This window comes from Plantactinospora sp. GCM10030261 (assembly GCF_042666615.1).
In the GTDB taxonomy this organism is placed as follows: Bacteria; Actinomycetota; Actinomycetes; order Mycobacteriales; family Micromonosporaceae; genus KBS50.
This window is the reverse complement of record NZ_JBHTDD010000023.1, coordinates 38,122-57,294: the sequence shown is the minus strand read 5'-3', so window position 1 is coordinate 57,294 and position 19,173 is coordinate 38,122. Positions and strand designations below refer to the sequence as shown.

Here is a 19,173-nt window from a genome sequence, read left to right as displayed (position 1 = left end):
ACCGCCCCGATCAGCGCGTGAACTTGGTGACGGAGTCGTCCTTGGCGATGGCGTCGGCCCGCTGCTGCATCCGCTCGCAGAACTGGTCAGCCTTGATCCGACCGAACATCAGCTCGTTGGTGGCGGTCCGCGCCTCCTTGTCCAGCTCCTTGTACCAGCCGTCGAAGAAGAGGTTTACGACGTTCTGCCCGGCCGCCGCGAGCGCGTCCTGGGAACTCTTCACCCCCGGTGGGAAGGCGTAGCCGGCCGTGGCGGCGGGCACCACGGTGGCCGCCCGGACCGTCTCGGTGAAGCCCTTCGCGCCCTCCGTGGAGAGCATCTGGCGCATGTACTCCAGGCCACCGCGCGGATTCTTGCTCTTGGCCGAGACGAAATACCCCTCGGCGGCGGTGGCGCGCAGCGTGCCGGCCGGCAGCTTGTCCGAGGACGTCAGGCCGGGCAGCGTCGCCATCTGGTACTGGAAGTCCGGCGGGGTGTTCTGCTTCTGCTCGTTCTCCAGCCAGTCGCCGCTGGGGTAGAGCCCCACCTTGTACTGGTTCTGCAGCAGTTGGACGTCGGTGTGCTTGAGCCCTTCGAAGCTCTTGTCGCTGTACTTCGCGCCCACCTCGGCCCAGGCGGCGGCGGCCTGCCGGACCGGGTCCGCCGTCCACGCCCCGGCCGCCAGGTTGTCGATGTTCTTCAGCACCTCCTCGCCACCGATCTTCGCGGCGTGGGTGAGGATGACGTTCCACTGGTAGTAGGCCGCGTTGGCGCCGGCGTAGCCGTACGGGGTGACGCCCTTGGACTTCAGCTTGTCGAGCAGTGACATGAACTCGTCCCAGGTCTTCGCCGGCTGCAGCCCGCTGCCGCTGAAGAGCTTGCCCGAGTACCACAGCCCGAACACCGTCGAGACGTAATACAGGACGTACGGCTTGCCGTTGAACGAGCCGACATCGACGGTGCCCGGCACGACGGTGTCGCGGACCTTCTTGTTCGGGTCGTCGACCGACGGCGCGTCCCACAGCTCGGTGAGGTCCAGCAACTGGCCGTCGGCGACCAGCGCACCGAAGTCCATCGACTTCTCGCCGGAGTTGTTGACGAACTCCGGCGGGTTTCCCGAGGCGAACCGGGGCTGGAGCACCGTCGAGATCGCCTGGCTGGCCTGGTGTTTGACCTCCGCGTTGGGGAACTTCTTCCGGTACAGCGGCTCGTGCACGTCGGTGGCGTACTTGTCGCCGTACCCGCCGTTGAAGATGACCACCTCCAGCGGCGCGTCCTCCTTGACGCCGAAGGGGTTCTCGGCCGACTTGGTGCCGGTCGCCTGCTCGGTGTCGCCGCCGTCGCCGCCGCTGGTGGCGCAGGCGCCGAGCAGGCCGGCGGCGGGGGTGGCAAGCAGGCCGGCGGCGGCGGTGCGGCCGAGCAGCGTACGGCGGCTCAGCTCCGCCGGCCGGTCGGGGATAGCGGACATCATGGTCTCCTCAAGGTGGGATCCGGGTCGGGCGGCGGACCGCGGCCGGCCGCGGTCGTCCGGTTGCGGGACTGTCTGGTACGGCAACAGCGGCGGGTTCGTCACGACGGCGCCCCCCGCAGCGACTTGTGGCCGTCGACGGCCTGCGCGGTGCGCTGGAAGGCGGCGTGTGCCCGGGCGTGGGTGCGCTGCGCGACGGCGATGTAGAGCAGATCGAGCACCACCAGCTGCGGGTGCCGGGCGGAGAGCGCGTCCGGCCGGAAGGTGGTGGCCTGGCTGGCGGTGAGCAGCACGATGTCGGCGAGTTCGGCCAGCGGCGACCGGGGGAAGCCGGTCAGCGCCACGGTGGTGGCGCCGTGGCCGCCGGCCTCGGCGAGCAGTTCGATGGTTTCCCGGGTCTCGCCACTGTGCGACACGCCCAGCGCCACGTCACCCGGGCCGAGCAGCGCCGCCCCGGCCAGTCCTTCGTGAAGGTCCCGCCAGGCCCACGCGGCAACGCCGATGCGGTGCAGGCTGAACCGCATCTCCTCACCGACCAGGGCGCTCCCGCTGGCGCCGAAGACGTTGACCCGGGCCGCGGCGGCGATCGCGGCCGCCGCCCGTTCGACCGCGCCGAGGTCGAGCAGCGCGGCGGTGTCGTGCATGGCGCGGGTGTCGGCCGCCATGATCTGGTCGAGCACCCGGTCGAGGGGGTCTCCGGGCTGGATCTCCCGGCCGATGTCCACCGTCCAGCCCGCCAACCGGGCCCGGCCGGTCTCGGCCGCGATGGCCAGCCGCAGCCCGGCGTAGCCCTCGAAGCCGAGCGCCCGGCAGAACCGGGTGACGGTCGCGGGCGAGGTTCCGCTGCGTTCGGCAAGCTCCACGATGGTGGCCCGGGCGGCTGCCGCCGGATCGGCGAGCACCTGGTCGGCGACCCGGCGCAGTGCCCCGGTGAACGCCGGCAGCCGGGACCGGACCCGGGCCAGCACGCTGTCGGGCCGGCCGGCGCCATCCCCGGCGGCCTCCGTCACGTGCTGCGCCATCGACACTCCTTCATAGGAAAGGTTTGTTAACTGTTAGTGGTAAAAGTTCTTACTAAAGGGCAGCTCCTGTCAAGACCGTGGGCGAAGTTTTCGCAACTGTGACCTCAACCGGCAGCGGCCGGCAGCAGTCGCCAGCGCGGCATTTCGTTCACCGGGCCGACCGAGTGTGGCGACACATTGACGGTGAACGCGGAGCGTGACAACGGCACACAGGTCTCCGGACGCCTACATTGGGTGACGGCTTGGTGGATCGCCTGGGCGGCGCCGGCGGCCTTTGCGCTGCTGTAGCCCACGCAACACCCGAGTTCATCTGGATTTATAGCAAATAGTCGATGTTCATTGTCGATCGCCACGGTTACCCAGGGCAGCTGTTGCGTGGGCTACAGCAGCGCAAAGCCGGCGACGGTGCGGCCGTGCGGGCGCGTCGTCGGTGACTGTGGGTGTTCATGATTGACGGGGCCCCTTGCGCGCCGCAAACCCCGTTCGTGGACCTCGCACCGGCTGGCTAGGCGCCGATCACTCCGCATCCCAGGCCAGGCCAAGCGTCTCCTGCCAGTGCGAGGAAGGACCGCCAACGGCCCCGCACTCCAGGTGGGCGGATGCGTCCGCCGCCGCAGCGGCGTGCATCGCCGACACCGGTACCCCGTACCGAGCAGCCACGGTGGCACGCGCGACCGGTCCGTCGGCCAGCACACCGGGGTCGATGACGACCGTCGGCTTCTCGATCACCGGAACCTCGGCCAGCACACCCGGCCCGCCCTCGGTGTAGTACTCGCCGGTCTCCTCGTCCCGAGGAAAGGCGAAGTAGTGGTACGCCCGCCGAACCTCGCCCGCGGCGGCATCCAGGACGACGTGTTCCGCACCGAACTCGTCGTGGTCGAGTGCCACGAAGGCACGGAACACCATGCCGGTTTCCGCCGCGAAGCTCACCACCGCGGTGGCGAGCTCGGCGTAGTCGCGCTCCGCGAACGATTGGATCCGGCAACGACCATCGGCCAGTTCGTGACTGCCGGCCCCCGCGTCGAAGAGATCCAGGTAGGGAGATCGCCGCACCCGCTCCACCACGGCGTCGAACGCGGCCAGCCCCGCATCCGCGGCCACATCCGGGCACAAATCGATCCAGGCCATCCCCATGAATGTCGACATGGCGCGGAAGCGTACGGCGGGAGTCGGACAACCTCCCGGTTCTTGCCGGACGGCACCGGGTCGGCCAGCATGGACCAATCACGAGAGGCGGGTGCGATGGCCGAGGATCTGGTGTTGGGGCTGGACGTCGGCGGCACGGCCACCCGTGCCGCGGTGGTGTCGCTGGCCGGTGCGGTCGTCGGCACCGGCCGGGCGGGCGGAGGCAACCCCACCAGCCACGGCGCCGAACCGGCGGCCCGCGAGCTGGGCAATGCCCTACGGGCGGCGCTCGCGGGAACAGACGCCGGCCGGGTCCGTGCCGGCTTCATCGGGCTCGCCGGCCTCGGCCGGGTGCTTTCCGATCCCGGCGGTCGGGCCGCCTTCGACCGCGCCTGGGCCGACGCCGGGCTGCGCTGCCCGTACACGATGGACAGCGACGCCCTGGTCGCGTACGCCTCGGCAACCTCCGCCGCCACCGGGACCGTCCTGATCGCCGGCACCGGGGCGGTCGCCGCCGCGGTCCACGACCTGTGCCTGGTCCACACCGCCGACGGGCACGGCTGGCTGCTCGGCGACGCCGGATCCGGGTTCTGGCTCGGCCGGGAGGCGGTGCGCCACAGTCTGCTGCACCTCGACACCGGCCGGCAGCCGGGACCGCTCATCCGTGCCCTCCTCACCGACCTGGTGGGCCCGGCGGAGCCGGACGGGCGACGTACCACGGATCTGATCGTCCAGGCGGTGACCCGCCGCCAACCGATCGAGCTGGCCCGGCTCGCGCCGGTGGTGCTCGCCGCCCACACCGATGGCGACCCGCTCGCCACCCAGATCGTCACCGAGGCCGCCGGCCTGCTGACCGGCAGCGTCGCCGTGGTGCGCGCCCCCGACCAGACGGGCCCGGTGGTCCTCGCGGGCGGCCTGCTCGCCGGCACCGCCCTGGCCGACGCGGTAGGCGCCGCCCTGAGCACCCGCTGGCCGTCGGCGCCGCTGCTGCCCGCCGGCGATGGCGCGGTCGGCGCCGCCTGGCTGGCCGCCCGCGCGTTGCCGGACATGGATCCCGACCGGGCCGCCGCCCTGCACGCCCGGTTGACCGGAGCCGCCTGACATGGGACTCCCACCTGTTCCAGCGGATCCTCAACGATCGGCCGCCGAGCGCCGGATCGGGAGGAGACGCAGCCCGCTTGTTACCGGCCAACTGTCGGTGACGGCGCGCTCCGCGCCGCCGAGGAGGCTGCCGCCACGGCGATGGGGAGCGGGTCGCGCGGCGGCCGGCCCAGCAGCGGTTCGAGGTCACCGCCGGTGCCGCTGAGGAACCCGGCGGCCGTGGCGGAGTAGATGCCCATCAGCATCGGCGGCTGGAACGGCAGCAGGTCCGCAGCGGCGAGGGCGGACCGCCGCTCGGCCAACGTCACCGGGGCGTACCGGACACCCAACGCGGTGGCCAGGTCGGCGGCCGTGACGGCGGCCGGACCGACCAGTTCGTACACCTGGTTCCGGTGCGGCGTGGGTTCGGCCGCGACCCGGACCGCCGCGTCCGCGAGATCCTGGCGGGCCACGGCGGCGATCCCGCCGTCGCCCCACGGAGCGGAGATCACCCCGCCGCGCGGGGCGGCGAGTTGCCCGGCCAACTCCGCGTACAGGCCGTTGCGCAGGATGGTCCAGGCCAGCGCGCTGGCCCGTAGCCGGCGTTCGGTCCACCGGTGGGCGATGGCGATGGCGAGATGGTCACCGGCGGCGGCCAGGCTGGTGTAGACGACGTGCTCCACACCGGCCTTCTCGGCGGCGGTGATGACGCGGTCGTGGCGGGCGATGACGACGTCGTCCTCGGCGTAGCCCGCGGAGATCAGCACCAGGGTCCGGACGCCGGAGAGGTCCGGTCCGGCCGGGTCGTCGAAATCGATCCACCGGCCCTGGACGCCGAGGTGGTCCGGTGTCCGGCTGCCGGCCAGCGGGGTGAGACCCCGAACGGTCAGCCCTCGGTGGATGAGCGAGCCGAGCGCTCCGGAGGCGCCGGTGACCAGCAACATGTGGTGTGCCCTTCGACGTGGTGGTCCCTGTTCGGCTTTTATCGTTGAGGCGACGACCCACCCCCACAAGGAGGCACTGTGGTGTCGGCAGGGAACACCGGGGTAACCATGCTGGAGCCGTGTGGGTCGCCCACGCATCCGGACTGCGGCCTGCGGGACGTCCTGGACCGGCTGGGCGACCGGTGGTCGGTGCTGGTGATCGCCGAGTTGTCCGGCGGCACCCGCCGGTTCCGGGAACTCCAGCGCAACGTCCACGGCGTTTCGCAACGCATGCTCACGCTGACCGTGCGGCGGCTGGAACGTGACGGCCTGGTGTTGCGCACCGCGTACCCGACCGTTCCGATGACCGTGACGTACGAGCTGACCGATCGCGGTCGCAGCCTGAGCGAACTGCTCAGGAGCCTGGCCGACTGGTCATCGGCCAACCGCGAAGCGGTCGCGCAGTCCCGGCACCGGTGGGACGCCGAACATCCGACGGACGTTACTTGAGCTGACCCGCGGTGAGACCCGCCTGGATCTGCCGCTGGAACAGGACGTACACCGCGAGGACCGGCAGCATGGCGATGGTGAGTCCGGCGAACAGCCCGCCGTAGTCACCCTCGTAGCCCTGGCTTACGGCCAGCTTCGTCAGCCCCTGGGCGAGCACCTGCCGGGACTCGTCGCCGGGCATGAGAACCTGCGGCAGGATGAACTGGTTCCAGTGGCTGAGGAAGTTGAAGATCGCCACGCTGATCAGACCGGGCTTGGCCATCGGCAGCATGACCCGGAAGAAGAGCCGGAAGTGCCCGCACCCGTCGACGAGCGCCGCCTCGGCGATCGACGTCGGCAGGGTCCGGAAGAACGCGGTGAGGAAGAAGACCGTGAACGGCAGCGAGTAGGCCGCGTAGACCAGCATCAGGCCGGGCCAGGTGGCAAGCAGACCGACGTTGCGCACCACCAGGAACAGCGGCACCAGGGCCAGGAACACCGGAAACATCATGCCGCCGACGAACAGGTAGTAGGCGATCTGCCGGCCGGGGAACTCGTAGCGGGCGAAGACGTACGCCGCGAGCGCGCCGAGGAGCATGGTGACGGTCAGCGAGCCGGCGACGACGATCGCGCTGTTCAGGAAGTACCGGCCGATGTTCGCCTCGGTCCAGGCCCGTACCCAGTTGTCGAACCGCAGGTCACCGGGGAATCCCCACGGGTCGCTGAGGATCTCGCCGTCGCTCTTGAACGAGCTGATCACCACCCAGAGCAGCGGCAGCACCGTCATCGCCGCCCACAGCAGCAGGAAGCCGTGCGAGAAGACGTTGACGACGCCCAGTTCGCCGCGCGGCGGACGGTCGGCGGGACGCGTGGCACCGGCGGCCTCGGCCACGGTAGCCGGTGCGGAACGGTCGACGGTGGTCATGAGAACTCGATCCGGTCACGTCGGGTGGCGCGCAGGGCGAGCACCGCCACCGACAGGGTCAGGAAGAACATCACCACGCCGATCGCGCTGGCATAGCCGAACTTGGTCTCGCCACCGAACGCCGTTTCGTACATCCGCAGTCCGATGACGTCGGAGGAGAAGTTCGGCCCCCCGTTCGTCATCAACTGGACCAGGATGAACCCGTCCAGCGCGGCGATGGCCAGGTAGATCCAGGCGACCTGCACGGTGTCCCAGAGCAGCGGAATGGTGATCCTGATCAGGGTCACCCAGCGGGACGCTCCGTCGAGCATGACCGCCTCGTAGATGTCGCGCGGGATGGCCGCCATCGCCGCGCCGAACAGCACGACGTAGAAGCCGACGTTGCTCCACACCATCACGGCCAGCACGCACCAGAAGGCGGTCCGCGGATCGCCCAGCCAGGTGGCCGCCACGGCGTCCAGACCGACCCCGCGCAGCATGCCGTTGAGCAGGCCGTTGTTGGGGTGGTAGATCTCCTTCCAGATGAACGCGATGATCACCACCGAGAGCACCTGCGGGAAGAAGTAGACCAACCGGTACGCGGCCGTGCCGCTCACCCCGACCACGCCCGCGCGGCCACGGCGGCCACCCATGTTCAGCATGGTCGAGAAGAACAGGCCCAGCCCGATGGTGAACACCGGCAGCAGGGCCAGCAGGATCGCGTTGTTCTTTATCGCGTTCCAGATCAGGTCGTCGCGCCACAGCCGGGCGAAGTTGTCGAAGCCGACGTAGTTGTAGTTCGGCGAGTAGCCCAGCCAGTCGGTGGTGGAGATCTGGAACGCCTGCAGGTACGGCGAGAGCACGAACACGCCGTACAACAGCAGGGGCGGCACCAGGAAGGTGATGATCAGCGGATACTTGCCGTGTCTCACGAGATCGATCCTCCACACCGACCGGCGCAGGCGCCCTGCCTGCCTGGATACCCGGGCTGCCTGAACACCCGGGCGGTGGAGACCGACAGGTGGGTCGGCCTCCACCGGCGGACGCTCAGGCGGACCGCTTGTACTTCTTCACCGAGGAGTCCTGGGCGATCGAGTCGGCGCCCTTCTGGCACTGGTCCAGGAAGTCGGCCGGGCCGATCCGGCCGCTGAAGAACTCGCCGCAGGCCGCGTCCACAAGCGTGCGCTCCAGCTTGCGGTAGTAGTTGTTGTACACCCAGTTGAACCCGTTGTCGCCGGAGTCGGCGAGGGCCTTGGTGACGCTGGTCAGCCCGAACGGCAGTTCGATGCCCTCGGTCGAGCCGGCGACCACCGTGAGGCTGGCGACCTTGCGGGTGAAGTCCTGCGCGCCCTTCATGGACAGCATGGTGCGGAAGTACTCCAGCCCACCGGCCACGTTCTTGGCCTTGGCCGGGACGATGAACGGTTCGCCCGCGGTGCCGCGGATCGCCTCGAACGGCAGCTTGTCGGAGGAGCCGAGGCTGGGTGTCGGGGCCACCGCCATGTTGAACCCGGGCGGGGTTACCTTCTTCTGCTCGCTCTCCAGCCACGACCCGGAGGAGACCAGCGCGGCCTTGCCCTGGCACCACGCGGTCTGCGCCTGCACGTGGTCGAGGCCGGGTGAGCCGGGCATGATGTAGCCGTCCTTGACGATCTGATGCCACGCGTCGGCGGCGGCCTTCATCGCGTCGGACTTCCACGCGTTCGGTTCGAGGTTGTCGATGTTCATGGCGACGTCGGTGCCGCCAAATTTGACGGCGGTGGCGATCAGCGGCCAGCTCATGTACCGCGGATGTAGGCCGGCGTAGGTCCAGGGCGCCATGCCGGCGGCCTTGATCTGCTTGCACAACGCGATGTGCTCGTCCCAGGTCTTCGGGTACTGCCAGCCCCGCTCGGTGAACAGTTTGGTGGAGTACCAGATCCCGTACACGGTGTAGGTGTAGTTCAGGACCATGAACTTGCCGTCGTAGGAGCCCACCTCGACCGCGCCGGGCAGCAGGGTGTCCCGCACCTTCTTGCCGGCGATGTCGAGGCTCGGCGCGTCGAGCAGTTCGTTGAGGTCGGTGAGCGCACCCTGGGAGACCAGGCCGTTGGGGTCGATCTGGTCCTTGCCGGAGTTGTTCACCACGTCCGGCGGGCTGCCGTCGACGAACCGTGGCTGAAGCGTCTTGCCGATCTCCTGGGTGGCCGAGTGCTTGATCTCGGCCTTCGGGTACTTCTCCCGGTACATGGCCTCGTGGGCCTTGGCGTAGTCCTCGCCGAACCCACCGTTGAAGATCACCACATCGAGTGGCGCGTCCTCCTTCACCCCGAACGGGTTCTGCTCGGTCTTCTCACCCCGGCCGGCCGAGTCGCCGGCCGAGTCGTCACCGCCGCCCGTCGCGCAGCCCGGCAGCAGGCTCGCGGAGCCCGCCAGGACGCCGGCCGCGGCGGTACGACGGAGGATGTCACGCCTGTTCATGGGGTCTCCTCGGATCGGCGAAACGGGGTAACCGGTTGCTCATCTTCATCTGATCCAACGTTCCTGAAGAATTTCTACGACAGTGCGGCGGACACATCAAGACCCGGCGGCCGAACCGTTATCACCCGGCACCGGCCACCGCGTCGATAACCTGGGCTCATGCGCCGCCTCCGGCAGCTCGCCCGGCGCACGCCGATCCACCGCTTCCGGCAGCTCGCCCGGCACACGCCGGCCAGCCGCGAGCGGTACGTCGACCTTCTCCGGGCCATCGCGATCATCACCGTGATCACCGGGCACTGGCTGATGACCGTGATCCAACCCCTGCCGTCCGGCGGTCTGGTCGGGCGCAACGCCCTGCAGGACCTCGTCGACCTCCGGGCAGTCACCTGGCTGTTCCAGGTACTGCCGCTGTTCTTCCTGGTCGGCGGCTACGCCAACGCCGCCTCGCTGACCAACCGGCTGGCCCGCGACGGTGACCGGGCCGGCTGGCTCGCCGACCGCAGTGCCCGGCTGCTCGGCCCGACCACCCTGTTCCTGGTGATCGCCGCGACCGTGTCCCTGATCGCCTGGCTGGCCGGCGTGGACCCGCGGCAGATCCGCCTCGCGGTCTGGTTCGTCACCGTCCCGCTCTGGTTCCTCGCCCCGTACCTGCTGGTGGTACTGCTGACCCCGGTGATGTTCGCGCTGCACCAGCGGGCCGGCTTCGCCGTCCCGCTGGTACTGCTCGGCCTCGTCGGCCTGGGCGACGCCGCCCGGCTGCTCGACCTGCACTGGTGGGGAGCCGGCAACTACGTGTTCGGCTGGCTGCTGATGCACCAGCTCGGCTTCGCCTGGCGGACCGGGACGCTCCGGTCCCGGCCACCGGCGGCCACGGCACTCCTCCTGGCCGGGCTGATCGCCCTGCTGCTGCTCACCGTTCCCGGCCCGTACCCGGTCGGCATGATCAACCTGCCCGGCCAGCGGCTGCAGAACATGTCCCCGCCCAGTCTGGCGCTGATCAGCCTCGCCATCGCGCAACTGGGGCTGGTGCTGCTGCTGCGCGGGCCGGCCGAGCGAATGCTGCGACGCGCCGGTCCATGGACCGCCGTGGTCGCGGTGAACGCCGTGGTGCTGACCATCTTCCTGTGGCACCTCACCGCCGTGACGCTGCTCGCCGGCGCCATGAACGCGCTCGGCGTCCTGCCCACACCGCCCGCCGGCAGCACCGAATGGTGGCTCTGGCGCGTCCCCTGGGTGGTGCTGGCCGCCGTGCTGCTCACCCCGCTGGTGCTGCTCTTCGGACCCGTGGAGGCACGCGCCGGCCGCCGGCTGGGCCGCCGGCTGCTCCGACCGCCGCCACACCTGCGAGGTCTCCTCGTCGTCCTCGGATACCTCACCGCGATCGGCGGCCTGCTCGGCAACAGCAACTACCCGCGCGATCGAGTGGCCCCGCTCGGCATCCCGATCGGCGCGCTGGCCGCGTACCTGGCCGGGGCCGGACTGCTGCGCCTGCTGCGCGGCGGCAACCCGCGACCCGGGCCCTGACGGGCGACGTCAGCGGCGGCGAACCCGCCGGACGACCACGCCCAGCAACCGGTCGGCCGGGAAGAATCCCCGTTGACGGGAGTCGAGGCTGCCACTCGGGTTGTCCCCGAGCAGCACCAGGTGCCCGGGAGGCACCCAGGTCGGCTCCGGCCAGTGCTGGAAGGCGCACACCTCGATCGGCACCCGGTCGCCGGGCAGCGCCGCGACGCGTTTGATCATCCGCTGCTGCACCCGGTCGGCCCGTTCCACCACCACGACATCGCCGATCCGGAGGGTCGCCGACCGTCGCCGGTCGACAAGCACCTGGTCGCCGTGCCGGTGGGCGGGTTCCATGCTGCGACCCTCGACCGTGACGAGCAGGAACCGGCGCCGGACCCGCCACCCGACGAGAACGACGAGAACGACGACCAGCAGCACCACCGGAGCCGCCCACGCCACGGTCACTCGGTGCCCGGGTGGTGCGCCGGCTCGGGCTCGCGGTAGCCGCTGGCCTGCCGCCCGAACATCCTGGCGTACTCCGTGTCCGCGGCCAGCAGGTCCTGGTGCCGGCCGGCCTCCGCGACCCGGCCGTCGCGCAGCACGACGATCAGGTCGGCCTCCCGGACCGTGCCGAGCCGATGGGTGATCAACAAGGTGGTGCGGCCGGTCCGGTGGGCCCGCATCGCCTGGTGGATCTCCGCCTCCGCGTCCGGGTCCAGACCGGCACTCGGTTCGTCCAGGATCAACAGGTCGGACCGGTCCCGCAGGAACGCGCGGGCCAGGGCGAGCCGCTGCCACTGTCCACCGGAGAGCGTCACCCCCACCGTGGCGGTGTTGTTCTCCGCGCCGCTCATGAAGGTGCGGCTGAGCAGCGTGTCGTAGCCGTACGGCAGAGCGCGCAACGCGCCGTGGACGCCGGCCATCCGGGCGGCCGACTCGATCCGTGGCCGGTCGTGCAGGCCATCCAGATCGCCGAGGCCGATGTTCTCCGCCCCGGTCAGGTCGTAGTGCATGTAGTCCTGGAAAGTCACCCCGATCCGCCGACGCAGGTCCGCCACGGGCACGTCCCGCAGGTCCACCCCGTCCCACCGGATGGTGCCCCGGGTCGGATCGTAGAACCGGCAGAGCAGCTTGACCATTGTGCTCTTGCCGGCGCCGTTCGCGCCGACCAGGGCGAGCGTCTCGCCGTAGGTGATCCGCAGGCTCACCCCGCGCAGCACCCACGGATGATCGTCGCCGTACCGGAACCAGACGTCGTGGAACTCGATGCCGGTGCGCAGCGACGGCAGGGTGGCCACCCGCTTCGGGACCGGCAGGTCCGGTGCGGCCCGCACCACAGCCTGGTAGTGGGTGAACATCAGCAGGTTGTGGTGGGTCGTGGTGACGTCGGCGACCAGGCCGGCCAGGCCGCCCTGGACGGCCGCGAGCGCCGCGACGAACATCGGGACGTCGCCGATGGTCAGCCGGCCGGCGGCGGCCGCCTGGACCACCCACACCAGACCCGCCCCGGCGATACCCGCTGCCAGCAGGCCCAGCGAACTCTGCACCAGCGCCTCCCGCCGATCCATCTGCCGCCGGGCCCGGTCCGAGCGGATCCGCTCGGCCAGCATCCGCTCGCGCAGGAAGTCGCCGATACCGAAGATGCGGATCTCCTTCGCCGCCTGCAGGCTGGACAGCAGGGTGCGGTAGAAGAACTCGCGCCGGTCGTACGGGCTCACCCGCAGTTCGGTGTCCGCCCGGCGGCGGGACAGCCACAGTTCGGCCAGCAGCACCGGCACCGCCCCGAGGGAGACCGCCACCGCCATGGTCGGGCTGATCGTGACGACGGAACCGAGGAATCCGCTCACCAGGACGAGACCGCGCAGCAGGTTCGCCCCGCCGGCGACAAGCTGCTCCGGCGTGCCCGCGCCGGCCTGCTGGGCCAGTTGCAGCCGGTCGAGGAACCTGGGGTCCTCGAAGCGGGCCAGTCCGGCGAATCCGTTGACCGCGCGGTACAACCGGTCCTGGGCGGACCGCGCGATCCGCCGCCCCAACTCGGCGTGCAGGTATCTGAGCAGGTGCGGAATCACCCCGGCGACCAGACTGGTGGCGGCCAGGGCCAACGCGAACGCGACGAGGTCTCCCGTCGCCCGATTGTCGACGATCCGGTCGAGGATGAGCTTGGTCAACCAGGCGATCGCGATCGGGAGGCCACCGGAGAACAGGGTGAGCACCAGCACGATCACCAGCACCGGCGGCGAGGAGCGGGCCGCGAGCGCCGCGGCGGCCGTCCCGGCCCGCCACAGTGCTCCGGCCCGGTCGCCGTTGCCGTCGCCGCCCCGGCCGGACCGGCGGAGGCTCAGCCGAGCCACCTCAGATCGCCGGTCCGGTCGTCGACCCGACCGGTGTCTCCGCCGGTGGCAGCTGGTGGAAGTCGAACGAACTGGCGGCGATCCGGCCGTCCCGGACCAGCACGAACGCCGGGAAGCCGGTCAACGCGAACGCCCGGCCCACCGACCCGCCCATCTCCTCCGTCAGCACCGCACCGGCAGACCGCAGCTCGGTGACCAGGTCAGCCGATTCGGCCGGGTCACCGACGACCACGGCGAGCACGTTCCAGCCGGCCGCGGCGTACCGTGGCGCGCCGGCCAGGAAGTCCGGCTTGCGTTCCCGGCAGGCCGGACATTGGACGGAGAAGAAGCCGAACAGGGTGGCGGCTCCGACGGATTCCCGGGACACCGGGTCCCCGTCGACGGTCGTGGTGGCGAACTCCCCCACCGGCGACCCGACGGGGCGCACCAGGTCCCGCTCTCCCGCGTCGTGCCCGGGCCGGTTGAGCAGTTCGGTGTGCTGGCGCAGCCGGCGGATGACGCCAAACGACAGCACCAGGTTGACCAGGCACAGCAGCGCCAGGACGGCCACCGCGGTCACCAGGTATGACATCGTTCCTCCCCGTGGTCCGGTTCCGGCCACCCGGCCGGCACCTCGTCCTCATTGGTCGGTGAGCAGGCGGGCCGTCGGCAGCCGCCGGATCAGGATCGCCGGGATCAGCGCGGCGAGCACGGTCAGCAGCAGCCCCGCCCCGGTCACGGCCAGCGCGAGGACGGCCAGCCGGCCGTCCACCTGACCGACCAGCAGGGCGGCCGAGGCGAACCCGGCCGCGACCCCGAGGGCGCTGCCGAACGCGCCGATGCCGAGGGCTTCGTATACCAGCAGCCGGTTGAGCGCCGAGTCCGGCCAGCCGACGGCACGCAGGGTGGCGAACTCGGACGCCCGTTCCCGGACGTTGAGGTACAGCACGTCGGCCACGCCGAGCAGCCCGAACAGCAGGACCCCGCCGAGCGCCACCAGGTCCACCGCGCGGACCTGCACGGAGACCGCCTGTCCGAGCAGTGAGCCGACCATGCCGTCGGTGAACGCCCAGAGCGCGGCGGTGATCAGGGTGAGCGCGCCGACGCCGAGAGCCAGACTGACCGCCCCCGCGAGGGTGCGCGCCGGTGCGCGGACCAGATTTGCGACCGCGAGGCCGGCGAAGGTCCGACCCGCGACGGCCCGGCGGGCCGCCGCCGCGCCCGGCTGGAGCGCCTCCGCCGAGCGGACCCGAGCGGCGCGCCAGGCGGGCAGCGCACCGGCGACGGCGGTCAGCAACACCGCGATCGGCACGCACAGCAGCGCCACCGTGCCGGAGACCCGCACGCCGGCCAGCCCGCCGAGCGGTCCGGACAGTCCGGCGCCGACCAGTCCGGCGGCCAGCCCGAGCACGGTGGTCTCGGCGAGGACCAGCAGGCTCAGTCGCCAACCGGGCCAGCCGACGCAGGCCAGGACGGCCAGCTCCCGCCGCCGGGCGCGGACCGCCGTGGACACCGCGTTGCCGACCAGCAGCGCGCAGACCACCAGCAGCAGCCCGAGCAGCGTGACGTTCTTACGGTCGACGGATGTGACGATCTCGGCCGCGACGCCCTTGCGGGTGCGCGCCTCCAGCAGCGTCAGGTCGGGACGGCCGTGCGGGCCGGCGGACAGCACCACCGGGTCACGCACCGTGGACGCGCCAAGCACGATCTCGACGGTGAGGCCGGTCTGTCGGACGATCTCGTCCGCGACCATCCGGACCCGCTCCCGCGCCACCTCGTCGAACCTGTCGATGCCGGCGACCCGGACCCGCACCGAACTCAGTGGCGGGGTCGACCCCGACCCGAGCACGGTGGCCAGGTCGTTGGCCGCCGACAGGGTGGTCAGCAGACTCGGCGGGCGGTGTGGATAGCCCACCGGGTCGTCATTGGGCAGCAGCGTACGGTCGCCGAGCAGCTCTCGGGAGCGCGCGTCGGCGCCCACCAGCGGGGCCGGACGGTAGAGGTCGAGGGCCTGGTGCGCGGTCTGGGCGGCGGGGCCGACCGCGTCCGGCGCGAAGCTGCCCACCGGGGTCACCGTCCACTGTTCCGGCAACGCGTCCAGACTCACCGGGCTGCCCGTCGCGAGGCCGTCCGGGCCGAGCCAGGATTCCCGCCAGATGTCCTCGATCGTCTGGTCGGTCGAGCCGGGCTCGCCGGCCCGGGGCAGCACCCGGTCGGGCCCCTCAGGTTGGGGCGCGCGGGTCGGCGGCGCGGGCCGCAGCAGGGACCGGACGCTGGAGAGCGGGGCCGGTCCGGCCAGTGCGGTGTCGAGCCGGGCGCGGTACAGCTCCGCGAGGTCGTACCGGGCCTGCCGGGGTGGCGTCCTGCCGGCGTTTCGCAGCAACGGCCAGAGCGCCTCGGTCGCGGTGCCGGGCACCCGGTCGGCGGTCGGGCCGGTGAGCCGGGACACCGCGACGTCGATCCGTTCGTCCAGGGCGAGGTCGGTGGCGGCGAGCACCGGCAGGGTCCGGCCGGGTGAGCCGGAGGTGGGGAACGGGGAGAACGGGGCGTACGGCTCCGCCGGGGCGACGGTGTCGGTGCCGGTCAGGTAGCGACCCTGGCGCACCGCCCGGTCCAGGCCGACCAGGCGTTTCTCGGCCGTCGGGTCGATCCCGGCGACGAGCACCGGCAGCACCGCCGGCAACCGGACCTCCAGCCGGGCGGTGGCGGCGACCGCGGTCGCCGGCCGCCCGGAGGTGAACACGGAGGCCATCCGGAAGGTGCCGTCCGGCAGCAACTGGTACGCCTGCACCTCGCTGACCTGGGTCCGTCGCTGGCTCGGCACGAAGCTGCCCACCGCCGTCTCGCACACCTGCCGGCGCCGGCCGTCGGGCTGCACCTCCAGGACGCCCCCACCGCCCGTGCCGGGACACTCGGCGGCGGAGACGGGCTGCTCGACACGGGTGCCGTCGGCGTACACGTAGAGCTGCTTGGCGCCGCTGGCGTATCCGGCCAGCGGCACCAACTGGTGCCGGGACACGTACACGTAGCTGGGCGCGGCGGTCAGGGTGCTCAGCCCCCGGTCCCCGCTGATCCTGGGAGCGACCTCGACGACCTGCCGCCACGCCGACCGGTCGACCTGGTCGGTCACGTCCACCCGCAGCTCCGGCCGGATGTCGGCGACGCCCAGCACCGCCAGGGGGGCGGCGACCTCGACACCGGGAATACGTTCGACGCGTCGCCACTGGTCCAGCTCGATACCGCCGTACGCGGCGAGAGGCCGATCCTGCTGCAGCGGCTCGTCGGTCGGCGCCGCGGGATGCACCAGGATGTCGTACGACGACCGGAAGTTCGCGTCGACGGCGCCGCGAGCGACCAGCCGGGAGGTGCTGGCGGCACCCGTGAGCACGGTAAATCCGGTGGTGGCGACCAGCACGGCGGCGAATACCGCCAGGCTCCGGCCGGGCGTGTTCCGCAGTTGCGACCAGACCATCCGCAACATGGTTGATGCTTCTCCACTCGGGCAGGACGGACCGTCCCGGCCGGCCCCGTTCGGCCGGCCGGGACGGTGTCATCGTCGGGACCGCTCGCCGGTCAGCAGCGCGTCGTGGTGGTGCGGCAGTAGCCGCAGGTGGTGCCGCCGCTGTCGCAACCCCGGCAGCAGTCCCGCACCTGTACCCGGCCGCCCGAGCAGCCGCAGTACTCGGTCCAGCAGGTGCAGCCGGCCGCCTGCGCCGTGAGCCGTGGGACGAACAGCGCGAGTACGCGGTCCGCTGCCGCTTCGAACATTCTGACCATTTCCACTCCTTCTCGATCAAGCTGTCGACTGATCCGATAGGGACGGTTTCCGCCTCCGATCTCCGATCGCCTCACCCCCGTTTCCGCGCCGGTGTCGTCGGCGCTAGACGATCCGTCCGTCGTGGATCCGGACGGTCCGTTCGCAGCGGTCCGCCAGCGACGCCTCGTGGGTCGCCATGAGCAGGGTCATGCCGTGCTCGTCGCGGAGCCGCCAGAGCAGATTCATGATCTCGTCGCCGGTGGCCGAGTCCAGGTTCCCGGTCGGTTCGTCGGCGAGCAGCAACCGGGGCTGACCGACCAGGGCCCGGGCGATGGCCACCCGCTGCTGCTGGCCACCGGACAACTGGCCGGGTTGGGCCCGTTCCCGATCGCCCAACCCCACCTCGGCGAGCAGTCCCCGGGCCCGTTCGACCTTGTCGAAGCCGGTCCGGATCGGCAGCAGCGGCGCCAGGACGTTGTCCAGCGCGGACAGCGCGGGAAGCAGGTGGAAGCGTTGGAAGACGAATCCGATCCCGCTGCGGTAGCGGGCCAGCCGCCGGCCGGACAGACCGGTCACCTCGATATCGTCGACCTCGATGCGACCTTCGTCGGCGCGCTCGATCGCGCCGATCAGGTGCAGCAGGGTGGATTTTCCCGAGCCGCTCGGACCGGTCACCGCGACCGTGGCGCCGGCCGGCACCGTGAGGTCGATCTGGTCGGCCCCGACGATCGTCCCACCACCCGACCGGAATCGCTTGACCAGACCGGTCACCCGGATGTTCGCGCCGGACCGGGTCGAACCCCGCGGGAGGGCGCTCATCCGGCGTCGGGCGCCGGTGCCACGGCAGGCGCACGCCCCGGTGGACCCGCTTCGGGTGGCGCGGCGACCAGCGAGGCGGACATCACGGATGCCGAGTACAGAAGTCGAACAGCCGAATCTGAATGCTCCATCGCCTAGCCCCCGTAATGCTCAGCGCGGATATCGAAGTTACCTGATCGGTCGTGACACAGGCAACCCATGGTCGACTGAGGACGTAACAGCCGGCGGCGTCCCCCACCGGTCTGCTGGACATCGACCCGGCTCACCCCGAGCACGGGGCGACCGGCGTCGACCACCCGGACCCGGTGTCACCGGGTGGCGGCCACCATGGCGTCACCCAACGCGGTCCGCCAGTAGAGCACCTCCCGGCCGGAGCGCCGTCTGGTCACCGCGCCCGCGTCGAGCAGCACCCGCAGGTGGTCACCGACCGTGCCGAGCGAGAGCCCGGTCACCGCCACCAGGTGCGAGGTGCTCTGCGGGACCTCCAGGCGGACCAGGATGACGGCGCGGTTGGCGCCGATCAGCCGGTCCAACCCGTCCGGAGCCACCGCGCCGGTGTCGGCCAGCAGCCCGCTCGCCGGATAGACCATCCCGAACCGGGTCGGCGGATCCCACACCACCCAGCCCCGGCGGCAGTGGGCCGGGACGAAGATCAACTGGTCCGCCCGGTCCAGCGGCAGCGGCGGAGCCGGGTAGTCGTTCACCCGCAGCTGGCCGTCACCCAGCCACCGCAGCTGGCTGTCGAGATCGGTGAACACCTCGGCCCACCCCCGCGCGCTCAGCCGGGCGGTCCGCGCCACGATGTCGGCCCGCAGCCGCCGCTCCCGCGTCGACCACTCCGGTTCGACAGTGTGCGTCCACACCCACCGCAACAGGCCGGCGGCGTGGTCGACGAGGCCGTCGCGCAGCAGCACGTCGGCGAGCGGCCCCGGGCGGGTGGCCCGCAGGTCCGCCCGGATCCCCTCGTCACCGCGCCGCTCCACGGCCGCGAGTTCCTCGGCGAACGTCGGCTCCGCCGAGGCCGGGGCCAGCGTGAGGAAGTCCGCGGTCCACCGGGGCGCGAACGACGCGGCCAGCAGCGCCCGCACCACCGGCCGGTCCGCCAGCATCTCCTGGTACGCCTCGACGTGCGGCCGTCGCCAGGCGTGCTGCCACGGGCTGCGCGGGTTGAGCAGGGCGCGTAGCGCGCTCACCGTGTCGGTCAACGGCGACACCGTGAACCGGCTCCGCGCCAGCAGGTCCGCCGGCACCCGCCAGACGCTCATGTTTCGCCTCCCGACGTAACTCTACGGGTCACCGGGGCGCCGCCCACAG

17 protein-coding genes are annotated in these 19,173 nt (G+C 71.4%); 3 read left to right on the top strand and 14 right to left on the bottom strand.

Annotation, left to right across the window (positions count from 1 at the left end; translation table 11 throughout):
• Window positions 1–10 precede the first annotated feature (10 nt).
• The 3 genes from ngcE (ACFQUZ_RS23920) to ACFQUZ_RS23910 form a co-directional block, all read right to left on the bottom strand.
• A complete protein-coding gene (ngcE, locus tag ACFQUZ_RS23920; protein ID WP_377446029.1) occupies window positions 11–1,447 on the bottom strand; it encodes an N-acetylglucosamine/diacetylchitobiose ABC transporter substrate-binding protein in 1,437 nt (478 codons plus the stop codon).
• A 101-nt stretch (window positions 1,448–1,548) separates the two neighbouring features.
• On the bottom strand, window positions 1,549–2,469 hold the full coding sequence (locus ACFQUZ_RS23915; RefSeq protein WP_377446027.1) for a MurR/RpiR family transcriptional regulator: 921 nt from the start codon (window positions 2,467–2,469) through the stop codon (window positions 1,549–1,551).
• Between the two features lie 516 nt (window positions 2,470–2,985).
• Entirely contained in the window at window positions 2,986–3,615 is a 630-nt protein-coding gene (locus ACFQUZ_RS23910; protein ID WP_377446025.1) for a hypothetical protein, read from the bottom strand.
• 96 nt (window positions 3,616–3,711) lie between these two features.
• On the opposite strand from ACFQUZ_RS23910, the gene ACFQUZ_RS23905 reads away from it, so the two are divergent.
• The gene (locus tag ACFQUZ_RS23905) at window positions 3,712–4,695 is read left to right on the top strand and encodes an N-acetylglucosamine kinase (protein WP_377446102.1); all 984 of its coding nucleotides are present in this window, start codon (window positions 3,712–3,714) and stop codon (window positions 4,693–4,695) included.
• A gap of 80 nt (window positions 4,696–4,775) precedes the next feature.
• Here ACFQUZ_RS23905 and ACFQUZ_RS23900 read toward each other — a convergent pair whose 3' ends face one another.
• A complete protein-coding gene (locus ACFQUZ_RS23900) occupies window positions 4,776–5,618 on the bottom strand; it encodes an NAD(P)H-binding protein (RefSeq protein WP_377446024.1) in 843 nt (280 codons plus the stop codon).
• An 81-nt stretch (window positions 5,619–5,699) separates the two neighbouring features.
• On the opposite strand from ACFQUZ_RS23900, the gene ACFQUZ_RS23895 reads away from it, so the two are divergent.
• The gene (locus tag ACFQUZ_RS23895) at window positions 5,700–6,107 is read left to right on the top strand and encodes a winged helix-turn-helix transcriptional regulator (RefSeq protein WP_377446023.1); all 408 of its coding nucleotides are present in this window, start codon (window positions 5,700–5,702) and stop codon (window positions 6,105–6,107) included.
• Here ACFQUZ_RS23895 and ACFQUZ_RS23890 read toward each other — a convergent pair.
• The 3 genes from ACFQUZ_RS23890 to ngcE (ACFQUZ_RS23880) all read right to left on the bottom strand — a co-directional run bounded on the left by ACFQUZ_RS23890 (window position 6,100) and on the right by ngcE (ACFQUZ_RS23880) (window position 9,450).
• On the bottom strand, window positions 6,100–7,011 hold the full coding sequence (locus tag ACFQUZ_RS23890) for a carbohydrate ABC transporter permease (RefSeq protein ID WP_377446021.1): 912 nt from the start codon (window positions 7,009–7,011) through the stop codon (window positions 6,100–6,102). The two genes, ACFQUZ_RS23895 and ACFQUZ_RS23890, sit on opposite strands and share 8 nt — an antisense overlap.
• Complete coding sequence (locus ACFQUZ_RS23885) at window positions 7,008–7,922, bottom strand: carbohydrate ABC transporter permease (RefSeq protein ID WP_377446020.1); 915 nt, start codon at window positions 7,920–7,922, stop codon at window positions 7,008–7,010. The genes ACFQUZ_RS23890 and ACFQUZ_RS23885 overlap by 4 nt, the downstream gene beginning before the upstream one ends.
• 115 nt (window positions 7,923–8,037) lie before the next feature.
• Window positions 8,038–9,450 (bottom strand): N-acetylglucosamine/diacetylchitobiose ABC transporter substrate-binding protein, encoded by a 1,413-nt coding sequence (gene ngcE / locus ACFQUZ_RS23880; protein ID WP_377446018.1) that lies wholly within the window; start codon window positions 9,448–9,450, stop codon window positions 8,038–8,040.
• Between the two features lie 195 nt (window positions 9,451–9,645).
• Here ngcE (ACFQUZ_RS23880) and ACFQUZ_RS23875 point away from each other — a divergent pair, with 195 nt between their 5' ends.
• Complete coding sequence (locus ACFQUZ_RS23875) at window positions 9,646–10,974, top strand: acyltransferase (RefSeq protein WP_377446100.1); 1,329 nt, start codon at window positions 9,646–9,648, stop codon at window positions 10,972–10,974.
• Window positions 10,975–10,983: 9 nt separating this feature from the next.
• On the opposite strand, the gene lepB is transcribed toward ACFQUZ_RS23875, so the two are convergent.
• The 7 genes from lepB to ACFQUZ_RS23840 form a co-directional block, all read right to left on the bottom strand.
• Window positions 10,984–11,412: a signal peptidase I gene (gene lepB, locus ACFQUZ_RS23870; protein ID WP_377446017.1), complete on the bottom strand. Its 429-nt coding sequence runs from the start codon at window positions 11,410–11,412 to the stop codon at window positions 10,984–10,986.
• Window positions 11,413–11,414: 2 nt separating this feature from the next.
• Window positions 11,415–13,304 (bottom strand): ABC transporter ATP-binding protein, encoded by a 1,890-nt coding sequence (locus tag ACFQUZ_RS23865; protein ID WP_377446016.1) that lies wholly within the window; start codon window positions 13,302–13,304, stop codon window positions 11,415–11,417.
• Between the two features lies 1 nt (window position 13,305).
• Window positions 13,306–13,875, bottom strand: coding sequence for a TlpA family protein disulfide reductase (locus ACFQUZ_RS23860; protein WP_377446015.1), 570 nt, complete (start codon window positions 13,873–13,875; stop codon window positions 13,306–13,308).
• A 48-nt stretch (window positions 13,876–13,923) separates the two neighbouring features.
• A complete protein-coding gene (locus tag ACFQUZ_RS23855) occupies window positions 13,924–16,764 on the bottom strand; it encodes an FtsX-like permease family protein (RefSeq protein ID WP_377446013.1) in 2,841 nt (946 codons plus the stop codon).
• Window positions 16,765–16,856: 92 nt separating this feature from the next.
• Window positions 16,857–17,060 (bottom strand): hypothetical protein, encoded by a 204-nt coding sequence (locus ACFQUZ_RS23850; protein WP_377446011.1) that lies wholly within the window; start codon window positions 17,058–17,060, stop codon window positions 16,857–16,859.
• A gap of 103 nt (window positions 17,061–17,163) precedes the next feature.
• Window positions 17,164–17,859, bottom strand: a complete 696-nt coding sequence (locus ACFQUZ_RS23845) for an ABC transporter ATP-binding protein (RefSeq protein ID WP_377446010.1) — start codon at window positions 17,857–17,859, stop codon at window positions 17,164–17,166.
• Between the two features lie 308 nt (window positions 17,860–18,167).
• Window positions 18,168–19,124 carry an ArsR/SmtB family transcription factor gene (locus ACFQUZ_RS23840; RefSeq protein WP_377446009.1) on the bottom strand — a complete coding sequence of 319 codons (957 nt, stop codon included), beginning with the start codon at window positions 19,122–19,124 and terminating at the stop codon, window positions 18,168–18,170.
• Window positions 19,125–19,173: the final 49 nt, after the last annotated feature.